The sequence below is a fragment of the Pantoea sp. V106_11 genome (assembly GCF_029967885.1).
Taxonomy (GTDB): domain Bacteria; phylum Pseudomonadota; class Gammaproteobacteria; order Enterobacterales; family Enterobacteriaceae; genus Pantoea; species Pantoea ananatis.
Map to the genome: position 1 here is coordinate 781,432 of NZ_JASCAK010000037.1, position 13,121 is coordinate 794,552.

At 53.6% G+C, this 13,121-nt stretch carries 14 protein-coding genes; 5 read left to right on the forward strand and 9 right to left on the reverse strand.

The features are described 5' to 3' along the window. Window positions 1–159: 159 nt before the first annotated feature. The 5 genes from QLG08_RS22470 to QLG08_RS22490 all read right to left on the reverse strand — a co-directional run bounded on the left by QLG08_RS22470 (window position 160) and on the right by QLG08_RS22490 (window position 4,832). The gene (locus tag QLG08_RS22470; RefSeq protein WP_015700323.1) at window positions 160–1,281 is read right to left on the reverse strand and encodes an FAD-binding oxidoreductase; all 1,122 of its coding nucleotides are present in this window, start codon (window positions 1,279–1,281) and stop codon (window positions 160–162) included. Window positions 1,282–1,309: 28 nt separating this feature from the next. Continuing rightward, window positions 1,310–2,383 carry a Gfo/Idh/MocA family oxidoreductase gene (locus tag QLG08_RS22475; RefSeq protein ID WP_116584508.1) on the reverse strand — a complete coding sequence of 358 codons (1,074 nt, stop codon included), beginning with the start codon at window positions 2,381–2,383 and terminating at the stop codon, window positions 1,310–1,312. Continuing rightward, on the reverse strand, window positions 2,383–3,129 hold the full coding sequence (locus tag QLG08_RS22480) for an amino acid ABC transporter ATP-binding protein (protein WP_028715124.1): 747 nt from the start codon (window positions 3,127–3,129) through the stop codon (window positions 2,383–2,385). The genes QLG08_RS22475 and QLG08_RS22480 overlap by 1 nt, the downstream gene beginning before the upstream one ends. A gap of 1 nt (window position 3,130) precedes the next feature. After that, complete coding sequence (locus QLG08_RS22485; RefSeq protein WP_014605855.1) at window positions 3,131–3,937, reverse strand: amino acid ABC transporter permease; 807 nt, start codon at window positions 3,935–3,937, stop codon at window positions 3,131–3,133. Between the two features lie 73 nt (window positions 3,938–4,010). Next, window positions 4,011–4,832 (reverse strand): ABC transporter substrate-binding protein, encoded by an 822-nt coding sequence (locus QLG08_RS22490; RefSeq protein ID WP_014605854.1) that lies wholly within the window; start codon window positions 4,830–4,832, stop codon window positions 4,011–4,013. A gap of 195 nt (window positions 4,833–5,027) precedes the next feature. Here QLG08_RS22490 and QLG08_RS22495 point away from each other — a divergent pair, with 195 nt between their 5' ends. After that, window positions 5,028–6,104, forward strand: a complete 1,077-nt coding sequence (locus tag QLG08_RS22495) for a LacI family DNA-binding transcriptional regulator (protein ID WP_238493346.1) — start codon at window positions 5,028–5,030, stop codon at window positions 6,102–6,104. Window positions 6,105–6,499: 395 nt separating this feature from the next. Here the strand turns inward: QLG08_RS22495 and QLG08_RS22500 are convergent, their stop codons facing one another. Beyond that, window positions 6,500–7,105, reverse strand: a complete 606-nt coding sequence (locus tag QLG08_RS22500; RefSeq protein WP_041930794.1) for a sugar O-acetyltransferase — start codon at window positions 7,103–7,105, stop codon at window positions 6,500–6,502. 486 nt (window positions 7,106–7,591) lie between these two features. On the opposite strand from QLG08_RS22500, the gene QLG08_RS22505 reads away from it, so the two are divergent. Beyond that, window positions 7,592–7,978 carry a hypothetical protein gene (locus tag QLG08_RS22505; protein ID WP_028715127.1) on the forward strand — a complete coding sequence of 129 codons (387 nt, stop codon included), beginning with the start codon at window positions 7,592–7,594 and terminating at the stop codon, window positions 7,976–7,978. A 137-nt stretch (window positions 7,979–8,115) separates the two neighbouring features. On the opposite strand, the gene QLG08_RS22510 is transcribed toward QLG08_RS22505, so the two are convergent. Next, entirely contained in the window at window positions 8,116–8,553 is a 438-nt protein-coding gene (locus QLG08_RS22510) for a VOC family protein (RefSeq protein ID WP_234033875.1), read from the reverse strand. 233 nt (window positions 8,554–8,786) lie between these two features. Further along, window positions 8,787–9,686, reverse strand: coding sequence for a LysR family transcriptional regulator (locus tag QLG08_RS22515; RefSeq protein ID WP_116584504.1), 900 nt, complete (start codon window positions 9,684–9,686; stop codon window positions 8,787–8,789). 98 nt (window positions 9,687–9,784) lie between these two features. On the opposite strand from QLG08_RS22515, the gene QLG08_RS22520 reads away from it, so the two are divergent. Then, window positions 9,785–10,507, forward strand: a complete 723-nt coding sequence (locus QLG08_RS22520; RefSeq protein WP_019105227.1) for an SDR family oxidoreductase — start codon at window positions 9,785–9,787, stop codon at window positions 10,505–10,507. A 190-nt stretch (window positions 10,508–10,697) separates the two neighbouring features. On the opposite strand, the gene QLG08_RS22525 is transcribed toward QLG08_RS22520, so the two are convergent. Next, on the reverse strand, window positions 10,698–11,594 hold the full coding sequence (locus QLG08_RS22525) for a LysR substrate-binding domain-containing protein (protein ID WP_019105226.1): 897 nt from the start codon (window positions 11,592–11,594) through the stop codon (window positions 10,698–10,700). A 374-nt stretch (window positions 11,595–11,968) separates the two neighbouring features. Here QLG08_RS22525 and QLG08_RS22530 point away from each other — a divergent pair, with 374 nt between their 5' ends. Together QLG08_RS22530 and QLG08_RS22535 are read left to right on the forward strand one after the other, a co-directional pair. Further along, window positions 11,969–12,652: a nucleoside recognition domain-containing protein gene (locus QLG08_RS22530; RefSeq protein WP_014593702.1), complete on the forward strand. Its 684-nt coding sequence runs from the start codon at window positions 11,969–11,971 to the stop codon at window positions 12,650–12,652. Continuing rightward, window positions 12,645–13,112 carry a YjiG family protein gene (locus QLG08_RS22535; protein ID WP_013025769.1) on the forward strand — a complete coding sequence of 156 codons (468 nt, stop codon included), beginning with the start codon at window positions 12,645–12,647 and terminating at the stop codon, window positions 13,110–13,112. The genes QLG08_RS22530 and QLG08_RS22535 overlap by 8 nt, the downstream gene beginning before the upstream one ends. The last annotated feature ends 9 nt before the right edge of the window (window positions 13,113–13,121 follow it).

The following is a 13,121-nucleotide window of genomic DNA, read 5'->3' on the forward strand; positions in this document are numbered from 1 at the left end:
GCGCCGGTTGGCGGCTGTTTTTGCAGGAGATGATGGCGGCCGTCATCGAACGCATCCTTTGCAGGATTGTCTTTCGCGTGTGCCGGGGTTAATGATCAGCGACAGCGGCGAGAGCAGGGGATCTGCAGCGCCACAACTTTCGTGGCGCTGGCGGAAAGCTTAACTGAACCTTTCCGGGCGGAAAGCGGCAAGCATGGGATGTTTCGCACCGTGGAGCATTTCTTCCGTAAGAAGCTCGCCCAGGATCAGCGCCAGGGTTGCGCCTGAATGGGTGAAGGCGACAAAACATCCCGGTACTTTCTCTAATTCGCCCACCACGGGTTCTCCATCACCCGGAACAGGCTTCAGCCCGATTTTCCAGCTTCTGGCTTCGAGCGATGCGCCATCGCCAATCAGTTTCCCCGCCTCCGTCATTAACTCACGGATAACCGATTGATCAATACTGTACTGACCATCGGCATGTGCAACGATATCCTCTTCGTACCAGTCATGATCGACCGCCAGCGTGTTTCCCGGATTAGGCCGTATTGCTGCACGTGGGGTGTTCATCACCACCTGCAGCGCATGATCCTGTGCGGTGCTGGTGACCAGCATGGAGACAGGGGACGCGTTTGGAATACGCACCCCGAGCGGGGCAATGACCTCTGGTGTCCAGGGGCCGCAGGCGACGAGTACCTGGTCTGCATGGAATTCGCCCCGTTTCTCGCTGCGTACGCCCGTCGCCCGTCCGGCGGCCGTCAGCACGCTTGCTTTTCCCGCGTGCTCGATAACTTCGCCTCCTGATGCTTTGAATGCCTCAATGAGATGGTCCATAAGATGGGGCAGACTGACCCAACCTTCACCGGGATTAGCAATGGCTACGCTGGCGAGCGCGGTGCTGTTCACCTGAGGATCAACCTGATTCACTGTGGTTCGATCGAGAAGATGAGATGCGTAGCCATGCGCTTTTTCATAATCATGGCGTGCTTTTGTCCCGGCATCATCGTCTGCAGCCCAGAACAGCGCGCCATCGAAACGCAACCAGTCGCGATCGGGATAGCGCGCAAACAGGGTCCGGTATCGATCAATACCGGCCATTCTTAACGCATGATAAGGTTGCGAACGTTCACCGGCAGAGTTGAGCCAGGACAGTGAACGTCCCGAGGCACCTGAACAGAGTTCGGCTTCGGTGACCAGCGTGACGTTGGCCCCGGCGCTGACCAGTTGCCATGCCGCAGATACACCCAGGATACCGCCGCCCAGCACAACAACGCGTTTGACCTCAGATTTTTCAGTCATCATTGATTCCTTCTGTTAAACGTTTCGCCAGTCAGGCCAAACGTACGTGGTTTTGCCGATGGAGTTGATCGATAAGCGTCAGTACCGCAAGCGCCTCATCCGTCTCAACAGGCAGAGGGCCGCCATGTAAAAGTGCCCGGGCAAGCAGCTGATAAAATGCAGGATAGTTACCGCGTTGCATGACAACGGCATCGCTTTCGCCCGCTGTGCCTGCTCTGGCAGATTTTTCGGGCGGCGTAACGCCGTACTGGCTGTCAGTTGGTGACAAGCCCGCGGCAAGCTGGGGTTCCTGATTATCCAGCCCCCAGTGGGTAAAACCGCGTTTGCTGCCCAGCAGATGGAAGCGCGGCGCATTCAGTGCGGCCTGACCATTCATCCACAACCGTGAACGTACGCCGTTTTTATGCAGTAAGGAGACAAAGCAATCTTCATCACTGTCTGACTGCTGCCCTGAATAGCGGGCCAGCTCGGCACAGGCTTCCTGTACGGGGCCAAATAACTGCATGGCCTGGTCAATCAGATGACTGCCCAGATCCAGCAGCAGGCCGCCACCTTGTTCAAGTGAAACGCTGTCACGCCAGTTACCAAAGCCTTCAGGTCGCCACCACTCAAAGCGTGACTCAAAACTTCTAACCGTGCCAAATGCCGCTTCCTGCACCAGATGTTTAAGCGTCAGAAAATCCCCATCCCAGCGGCGATTGTGAAAGACCGTCAGTCGCGTATTGGCCTGTCGGGCGGCGGCAATCATTGCCTCTGCCGCCGCCGCGTCAGGTGCGAAGGGCTTGTCCACCACCAGATGCAGACCGCGGCGGATCGCCGCTAAAGCCTGATCGCGATGCTGGGCGGGAGGCGTGGCCAGCACAACAAGGTCCAGGGCGACTTCTCCGCTGTCGATAAGCTGCAGCAGTGAGGGCCAGTCCGGCACTATTCTTGCCTGCGGATAGCGCTGCTGTGCCGCTGCCACGCGTTGGGGATCCTGGCTGACGATGACCTCAAGCCGGTAATCTGCATTATGCGAAATCAGCGGGGCGTGAAAAACACTCCCCGCAATACCAAAACCCACCAGCGCCGTGCGAACGGGGCCTGAAACGTGATGATGTGCCATCAGAGCACCTCCGATAAAAAACGCTGTAAACGTGCAGACTGCGGACGTTCGAACAGTTGCTCGGGCGTGCCGGCTTCGACAATTTCGCCTTCATCCATAAACACCACCTGATCGGCAACCCGACGGGCAAATCCCATTTCATGGGTGACTACCACCATCGTCATGCCGCGCTGGCAGAGTTCGGCCATTAACGTCAGGACGCCTTTCACCAGCTCCGGATCGAGCGCCGAGGTTGCTTCATCAAACAGCATCACTTCGGGCTCCATCGCCAATGCACGCGCGATAGCCACACGTTGTTGCTGACCACCGGAAAGGTCGCGGGGGCGATGATCGGTACGTTGCGCTAATCCCACTTCGGCCAGACGTTGCAGGGCAATAGCCTGTGCCTCCGCTTTAGAGCGGCCTTGTACTTTCCAGGGGGCCAGCGCCACGTTTTCCAGCGCGCTGTGATCGGGAAACAGGTTAAAGTGTTGAAACACCATGCCGATGCGTAAACGCAGTGCATCGGGTTTGTCCTTTAATACCGAACGGCCGGCAAGCAACACATCGCCGCTCTTGGGTTCGTGCAGCCGGTTAATGCCCCGCAGCAAGGTTGACTTTCCCGACCCGGAAGGGCCGATGATGCAGGTGGTGGTGCCGGGCGCGACGGTTAACGACACATTGCGTAGCACTTCAATCGGGCCATAAGCCAGGGTCAGGTTACGCAGCTCAAGGCTGGCACCATGAAAAGCAGAAGACGTTGCCATATCAGTGTCCTTGTCCGCTGGTCAGCGAGGCCGTGGGTGCCACCGCCCGTTTCACATCGACTTCATCAATTTCCTTCAGACCACTTTGGGGAGCTGAAGCACGTCGGCGTCCGGTGCGGTAACGAACATCAATATGGTTTACCGCATGGGTGAGTGGCACGGTAATCACCAAATAAAACAGGCCAGCCAGCATCAGGGGAGAAAGATTACCGCTCAGTACTGCCGCGTCCTGACCAACCCTGAACAGCTCTCGCTGACTGCTCATCAGCCCCAGTAAATAGACCAGTGAAGAGTCTTTGATGATGGCGATAAACTGGTTAACGATGGCGGGCAGTACGCGCCGAATCCCCTGTGGAATGATCACCAGCCGCATTGCCCGGCCATAACTCATCCCCAGCGCCCGACAGGCTTCCATCTGTCCCTGTTCGATGCTCTGAATGCCTGAACGAAAGATTTCGCCCATATAGGCACTTGCGATCAGGCTCAGCGCAAAGATGCCGAGTGGATAAGGCGTGGGGCCGAACAGCTGATAACTGAAACGCGCAAGCCCCTGACCAATGAGCAAAATGGTGAGGATAGAGGGCAAGCCGCGAAACAAATCGGTATAAAGCCGGGCCGGTACGCGCAGCCAGCGCGACGGTGAGATCCCCATCAGCGCCAGGATCAGACCAAACAAGGTGCCAAGCAGCGTGGCCGCGACTGAAATGATAAGGGTATTAACCAGACCTGTTGCCAGCAGCTGCGGCAGAACGTCCATCATCGCAGGGATATCGAAGAAGGTACGCGAAAGAATAGTGATCAGATCCATAGCCGACTCTCTGTTGCGGGTGACAGGCCGAGCCCATCACCGGATGCATTCACACGCACAGGATGCGCGGGGATTATTGATGCTGAGGCAGATACTGTTTTGGCATCGGCGAACCCGGGAACCACTTCTCATAAAGCTGCTTCCAGGTGCCATCCTGCATTGCGTCTTTAATGGCTTTATCCAGAGCCGCTTTGAAGGCGGGTTTGTTTTTCGCAATCGCCACGCCAGCAGGCGCATCAAAAGAGGGGATATCAGCGGCGGTCACCAGGGAAAAACGCGTGGCATAATCTTTGGCGGCCTCGTAATCCAGGAACATGGCGTCAAGCGTGCCGTTATTGAGCGCAGATACGGCAGCGTTGTTATCGGGAAAGCGAACCAGATCGGTTTGTGTAAAGTGCTGCAGTGCATAGCTTTCCTGCAGCGTTCCCTGAATGACGCCGAGGCGCTTGTGGGCCAGCGTCTCAACGTTTTTCACGCCGGAATCCTTACGCGTTAACACCGTCAGGTAACCCGCCAGATAACCTGTTGAGAAATCGACCGTCTTTTCACGGGCGGGCGTGATGCCAATTGCGGCTACGCCTGCGTCATATTGCCCGTTGGCAACGGCAGGGAGGATGGCCGAGAAATCCTGTCCGACAAAGTCCACTTTATCGATACCGATCCGATGGGCGACATTTCTAAAAAATTCGACGTCAAATCCAGTGAAGTTGCCGTTTTTATCAGTAAAGGTATAGGGCTTAGCATCCCCCAGGCTGGCGACTCGCAGCTGTCCCGGTTCGATCAGGCCATAGGGATTATTATCACTTGCCGCGTGGGCGCTGAAGCTGGCTAAGAGCGTTAACGCCATGCCGAACAGGGCTGCGGGTAGAGGGGGAAAACGTTTATGCGATGTCATAAAGCTCTTCCAATTTTGCAGGTGAAACTTCAGAGTCCACTCAGTCGGTCACGTTATTTTGAGACCGGTCTCAGTAAGGGGCGAAATAAGACCGGTACATGTTGTGAGACCGGTCTCAAGTGGATACAATGATATTAAGCACACGCGTTAAACAGCGTCAATCCAGATGTTATCAACTTGTGATTCGAATTTATTATGACAACAAAAAAGCACCCGTTACGGGGAGCGACGGTAGCGGATGTCGCACGTCAGGCAGGCGTTTCAAAAGCCCAGGCAGCGCGAGCCTTAGGGGGCTACGGTTCCGTCAGCGAGGAGGTGCAAACCCGCGTGATCCAGGCGGCTGAAACGCTGGGCTACCGGCCAAACGAGCTGGCGCGCAGTATGAATACCGGGCGTTCAAACACGATTGGGGTCATCGTGGGCGATATCGAAAACCCCCATTTTGGCCTGGCGTTACGCGGTATGGCCGACGTTGCACGCCAGGCGGGTTTTCATTTGCTTCTGAGTAACAGCGACGAAACCGTGGAAGAGGAGCGGGAAGCCGTACGTGTGATGCTGGATAAACGGGTCGATGGGATCATCGTGGCCCCCTGTAGCTCCCTAGCCCATGACAACGACCATCTTAAGCAGGTACTGGCAGAAGGGCGTGCACTGATGACGTTTGACCGCTCAGTAGAGGGGCTGGAGGTGGAAACTATTCAGGCAAACTTTTTGACCGTGGCGAAAGAGGCCACGCAATTGCTACTGAACGCCGGTCACCAGCGTATTGCTTATCTTTCGAGTATGCGCATCGCTACAGCTTACTCCCACAGCGTGCCGCTGGGGCCGACGCCCGTCGCGCAACGTGTAAAAGGAATGATCGATGCGCATCATGAAGCCGGAAAAGTTCTGGATCCGGCGTTGGTTCGCCTGAATGCCATTAACAACGACGGTATTGAGCAACTATTAACGGAGCTGTTCGCCCTTCCTGAACCGCCCAGCGCGTTGATTGCTTCTGACAATCTTATCGCCATGGGAATATTACGCGGCTTGGCAAAGCGCGGGCTGCGCGTGCCAGAGGATATCTCCTTCGTCATGTATGATGATTTTCCCTGGACGGAACTGATGACGCCCGCACTTACGGTCGTGGCTCAGCCCGTTTATGAGATGGGCAGGGAAGCTGCGCGTAGATTGATTTGCCACATTCGACAGCAACCCGCCGGAGCACTACCTGTATTTGAAAGCTGGATGGTCGTGAGAGGCTCCATTGGTAAAAAACGGGCCGCTGACTGATTTGTACGCCGGTCAAGAACAAGCCGTGCGCTGATACCGCCAGGCCGTGACCTGGCGGTTATCATTAAAAACTGCACGCCCCTGGGGCGGTTTATCGCGTGATTTACCTCAACATCGGCGCCTGGCACAAACGCATCGTTATTCCTCGCCGGTGTTACCGCTTTCCCGACGCGGTCAGGCCTGAATCAGAGTGGCGAATAGCCACAGTGTGCAGAAAGCACTGCGGCAGCCTCGCTTATCTTCTGGCCCAGGCTCGCCAGTAAGCCCTCTCCAGCGTCGCTGCTCAGGACGCTGGTGCAATACCGGCAATAGCCTGCCCTGGTTTTGACTTCCCGGCCTGACTGACCTGTCCGGCCATAGCAATATTTCCTGTTCGATCACGCAAAATGCCGATCTCACCTTGGGGCTTTCCTGGGGCAAAATGCCGTGCGGGCGCGGTCTTCATCATTGATTTCGCGAATAATACGACAAGGGTTGCCTGCAGCAAGTACGCCTGACGGAATATCTTTGACCAAGACGCTTCCCGCCCCGATGACAACGTCATTGCCGATGGTAATGCCCGGAACAATGCTGACACCTGCGCCGATCCAGACATTATTGCCGATGGTCACGGGAAGCGCATATTCAAGTCCCTGATTACGGCGTTCAGAATCCAGAGGATGGCCTGCGGTATAAATACCGACGTTTGGGGCGAGAAAAACATTATCCCCGATCACCACGTCCGCCCCATCAAGAATAACAAGATGATGGTTAGCATAAAAATTGTCGCCAACCCTGATGTTAGCGCCATAGTCACAGTAGAAAGGCGGTTCAATAACAGGGTTGTTGCCGCACTTTTTAAGAAGCCGCTGCAGAATAGCCAGGCGCGCTTCCTTATTGTCGGGTCGACTCAGGTTATAGTCATAACAGAGTGCCTTAGCCTGATCCCGGAGATGAAGAATGCGCTCATCGTGAGTGGCATCGTAGAGATCACCATCAGGTACACAGGTTACATCGTTCATCGGCTTCCTTATCATTTTTTTGAAGATCGTTGTCCAGAAGACAGTGTATTCGATTTTTATTGCCTCAGGGACGAAAGGGCTACCCTGGCAGCACCAATGATATAACGTTGCACCGCAACGTTTTTAAAATCTGCATGTTATGCCCCATCCATAATCTATTGTGCGAAAATCATTTCGTTAAATCCCCGCGCATTTATCGGTATTTCATTCAAAGAAATCATTTAATCATTAACAACGTCATGCCTTACGTTTGAGATGCTGATACTCATGGGCAGGGGGAAATGCAGGCCTGAACAGCCGTTTCCACTTCGACGTATGAAGCGTAGCGACTTCGTGTCGCGACGCTGCGGGAGACCTGTGTCATTATGGGCGTGAAGGGCACGGATGCAGAGCACCTTGCCGCCTGCCATCAAGCCGATAAGACATAAAAGCGTTGTTATTTCAGCGAGTCATCTTCAATACTTTAGGACAAAAAAGGAGCGAGATATGCAGTCAGTGCATCTTATGGGAGAAGGCTATGAACCTCATGTCGATCAGGAAGGGGGCAAACTGGTCTACTCACTCCCTGTCGATTCGGGATTTATCACCTATGAATTTGCATTTGAGATTAAGCGGGAAGATCTTGATGTCCTGCTGACTGATAATTACCGACGCGCCGTTCTCGAAATTACTGCGCATACAGTGCTTCAGCATTCGACGCTAAAAGGAAATGACCGCTTAACCCAGCGCGATTTCGATAACCTCGTTGCCGACACGCTTCACTCAACACCCGAATTCCTGCAGAGCTTTATCTCTCAGATCAGTCATGATCACCATATTGGTATTGAAGGTTATGCACAAAACATCATGGCGCGACGTTCTTTGGCAAAATAACGATGTTGAGCACCGGGAATGCAGGCTTTATGATCCGTTCAGCATGGTCATCAAATACCGTTAGTGGACAGAGAACGATACCGGACAGCAGGTGGCACGCATCCTGCTGAAATAATATCGCTTTTGTTAACGGGCTTTTAATCAGAAGCCATGCTGCCAATGGCCTCAAGCCCCACTCGCTGTCCGTAAGAAAGCTCCAGCGTATTGCCATCAGGATCAGCGAAGAAAACGTAATAACCCACAGGATCACCCGCATTTTCAGGCTCTTTACGCAAAACACCTTCAGTGCGCGCCATTTTAATTTTCTTATCCATTTCTTCCCGGCTGGCACATGCCACGCCGAGATGCCCAAAGTGACCTAAGGGCGTGTCTGTGACCTTGTCTGACTGAACCAAAACCAGCGCAAATGGACGGCTGTGATCACTGAGCCATGCCACTTTACGTGCATCCGGAACGTTGGGTTCGCGACGGTGGACAACAACCATACCGGCATAGCGTTCATAAAAAGCAATGCTCTTATCTAAGTCTCTGACAGCGAATGCAACGTGCGTAAAACCAACATCGACTATTTTCATATACCCAATCCGCCCAATGCGTAGCAAAACATGCATTCTAAAAGCTCAGGTTAAGTTTAGGTCAAGCTTAAAGACCGGTTTGAGCCGCTGAAAATATTCGAATGGGACAAACTGCGTCCTGTTATGGTGCCGTTGCGGAAGCATCATCCCTGTAAAGGGTTATTCAACCCACCTCCAACACCGCCCCTTCTTCAACACGCGGGTCTGATATGAAACAGAACCTGTTCAGGAATTTACGTCGATTGTTGCCGCCATTTCCTGACGTGGTCAATCAGGGCGCGAAGCTTTGGGGCCATATTGCGACGCTGAGGGAAATACAGATAGAAGCCTGGAAATGTTGGCAGAAAGTCATCAAGTACGGATACAAGCTCACCGCTCTCAATATAGGGCCTGAACGTTTCCTGAGTGGCCAGTGTGATGCCTCCGCCGGTTAGAGCCAGCCTCAACATCAGACGCAGATCATTAGTGGTAATTTGCGGCTCAATCGCAAGGTCGAACGCGCTTCCGTTCTCTTCAAATGGCCAGCGATAAGGCGGAATATGCGGGGACTGGCGCCAGCCGATACACTGGTGATGTACAAGATCGCGCGGATGAACAGGCAGGCCGTTGGCAGTGAAGTAGGAAGGGGATGCGACCACCATTTCGCGTTGCTCACCGGTCAGGGGAACCGCAATCATGTCTTTTTCAATGACTTCTCCAAGCCTTACGCCGGCATCGTAACCTGCAGCCACGATATCAAACTCTTCGTCCGTCACAACAATATCGAGCGTCACGGCCGGATTGGCCGCTGCAAACGAAGCGATCAACGGACCTGACAGGAATTCTTCCGCTATCGATGTCACCGCGATTCTGAGAAGTCCACGTGGCGCAGGGTCAGAAACGATCTCTTCGAACGCAGCGTTAATTCCGGTTAAAGGTAATGACAGCGATTTATGCAGTCGTTCTCCCGCTTCCGTTAAATTAACCGCGCGGGTGGTGCGCATGACAAGCATCGTCCCGAAAGTATCTTCAAGCCGTCTCATTCCCTGACTGACCGCCGAACGAGTCACACCCAGCCGTGCGGCGGCTTTACTGAAATTACCTTCTTCTGCTACCGCGATAAAAACGGGCAAAAGGTTAAGATCGATTTTCATTGTTTAATGCTGCTAACCACTGAGTACATTGAAAGCAGGATACCTGAACTTATCGTAACGTCCTATTCTCTCTCCGAACCCATTTGAAGGAGAACGTTATGAATAAGGTTATATTAATTACCGGCGCATCCAGTGGTATTGGGGAAGGTATTGCCAGAGAGTTAGGGGCGACAGGCGCGAAGGTGTTACTGGGAGCACGCAGACTGGCGCGTATTGAAGCCATTGCAGCGGAAATCTGCAGCGCAGGCGGTATCGCGCAAGCACATTTGTTGGATGTCACAGACCGGGTATCTATGGCCGCTTTTGTTCAGGCCGCGCTGGATAACTGGGGCAGGGTTGATGTTCTCATCAATAATGCGGGCGTTATGCCGCTTTCACCGCTTGCAGCCGGAAAACAGGACGAATGGGAACGCATCATTGACGTAAATATCAAGGGCGTGCTGTGGGGAATGGGTGCCGTACTTCCGTTGATGGAAGCGCAGGGTTCCGGACAGATAATCAATATTGGCTCGATTGGCGCCCTTTCTGTCGTACCCACCGCCGCGGTTTACTGTGCCTCCAAGTTCGCCGTACGGGCTATTTCTGATGGCCTGCGGCAGGAAAGCTCAAAAATCCGCGTGACCTGTGTCAATCCAGGGGTGGTAGAAAGTGAACTGGCGTCGACGATTACCCATGCGGAAACGATGGCGGCAATGGACGCTTACCGTTCTGTTGCCCTTAAACCCGCGGATATTGCCCGTGCCGTAAGGCACATTATTGAAGCGCCTGAAAACGTTGACACAACAGAAATAACTATCAGACCCACAGCGTCGCCAAACTGAAGCGTGAGTTAACTGTCATGTGCACTTTTCATTCAATACATCGGGAGCAACATTTACAGGGTAACGTTCTGTCTGTTATCTGACGCTGTGGATGCTGGGTGTTAAGCACATCTCTGTTATCAACAGGCATGCATCAGCATGAACGCATCTCAAAAAATGTGGCCTTCAGTAAAGACAGGGATCTCAATATTTATTTGTCACGAAACGCATTGTGCAGAAGTCGCCACATATGATGAGCTGCTGGCGTAAAGCGCCTGTCCGAGTTCCGTAGCAGGTGACACTGGGCGCTACTGGCGATCGGGTGGTCGAGTGGAACGGCGACAAGCGCGCCCTGGCGAATAGGATCGGCAGCGGCGTAGGCCGTCATAAACGAGACGCCGAGCCCCGCCTGGCTGAGGTGCATGGCGGTGGAGAAGAGGTTGCATCGGTAGGCCGGGTGAAATTGCAAACCCTGGCTTTTGAACATCGCATTCATGTGCCGCTGCAGGCCGAAGTTCTCCGTCAGGGCAATAAGCGGGTGAGCGGTCAACTCTTCAATGGTAATGCTGGCGCGATTGGCAATGGGGTGCTGCGGCGCGACGACGGCACAAATCGGCCCCCACTGAAAGCTGTGGCGCTTGAGTTCCGGTGTGCCGATCGGGCCAAAGGCCAGCGCCATATCCGCTTCGCCGCTCACGATATCGTTCATCATCTCCTGCATGCTGCCCACGACAATATCGACAAACACCTGCGGGTAACACTGGGCAAACTCACGCATGACGCCCTCAATAAACGCCGTGATCAATCCGCCGCCGATGCGCACCGAAATCGTCCCGCCGCGCATATGGCGCAGATCTTTAAGCTGACTCTCCAGCTTTTCGCGCCGCTGACGGCTGGTAAAATAATCCGCCGCCAGCAGGCGTCCCGCTTCGGTCAACACCACATTACGCCCGCGCCGTTCCAGCAGGGGAAGCTGCAGCGAACGTTCAAGCTGGGCAATCTGCCGGCTGACCACGGATGCGTTAACGCCGAGGATATCTGCCGCGCGGCGAATGCCGCCCTGGTTACCGACTTCATACAGATAACCCACCTGTTTATCCTGGAACATCTGCCACACTTCCTCGTTACTGTTGACCAGAGAGCAACAATAACATCATTTGATGGCTATTTATCAAGCCGTTTAAATAGTGATAATCAAATTAATGGCCAGGCGTTGAGAGAGCGTAAATAAAAAAGTAAAAGTGCTCTTATTGCACCAAAAATGCGCCCCAAAAGGGTGAGGGAATACTTTGTTGCGATTCGAAGCAGGCGTAATGAAATAGCAATTCCCGGCAAAAAAATAAATTTCTTGCGAGTTTTAGCGAGGGGGTTTTATTGCGCCATTAATCTTAATAAAAGGCATTTATTTTACGGCTGGGCTATTCAGGCATGGATCCTGCTTAGTATCAGGACTTTTCCCTTACAGATGTAAAGAGAGATGATATGAGCGAACCAAAAACACTGAATGAGCCAGAAAAAGAGGCCACAGAGGCGTGGAACGTCGGGCCTGGCGCGTGGATCTCACTGGTCATCGTGCTGCTTGTCTTTTCAGGCTTCTTTTTCAAGGTTGACGGCATGGCATGGCTGGGCGCGTTTGATTTCACCACGCTTGGCGGCGCGTTCGGCACCATGAAGACGCCGGAAACCAACACCTTTATCGGCAGCGGCGGCATCAGTGCCAAAGCGGGTTTCCTCTTCGCGCTTTCGCTGGTGCCCACGGTGATGCTGGCACTTGGCCTGCTGGAAATCTTCACCCATTATGGCGCGATCCGCGCAGCACATAAATTACTCACGCCGCTGTTAAAACCACTGCTCGGCCTTCCGGGTTATACCGGCCTTGCGCTGATTACCGACCTGCAAAGTACCGATGCCGGCGCGGCATTAACGAAAGAGCTCTATGACAGCAAAAAGATCACCCGCAAAGACGTGGTGATTATGGGATCCTGGCAATACTCCGGCGCCGGGTTGATTAATAACTATTTTTCTATCGGCTCGGCGATGTTCGCTTCACTCACCATCCCGATTATTATTCCGTTGGTTTTAATGTTTGTGCTTAAATTCGTTGGCGCAGCCGTGGTCCGACTGGCATTAAATACTGTTTATAAGCGAGATTTCGACAATGAGTAATCAGGCAAAAGTCTCCAGTAATCCGTTTGATATTTTCGTAATTGGTGCGCGCAAGGGTTTTAATATTGCCATTAATAATTTGATGCCGAATGTATTAATGGCCTACGTGATCGCCGAAATGCTTAATTTGTTAGGGGTGATGCAGATTATTGGCCACGTGTGCGCACCGCTGATGGGGCTATTCGGCCTGCCCGGTGAGGCGATCACCGTGTTGTTAACCGCCTGGCTCTCGTCATCTGCCGGAACCGGCGTTGCCATCAGCCTGCTGAGCAAAGGCCAGCTTGATATCGGGCAGATCACGATTCTTGCGCCCGCCATCTTTTTGATGGGTTCGCAACTCCAGTACATGGGGCGCCTGCTGGGCGTGGCCGATGTACCGAAAAAGTACTGGCCGCTACTGATGGCGGTCAGCATTCTCAATGCCGTAATCGCCATGTTGATTATGCGCGTTATTGCCTGAGCATTAAGG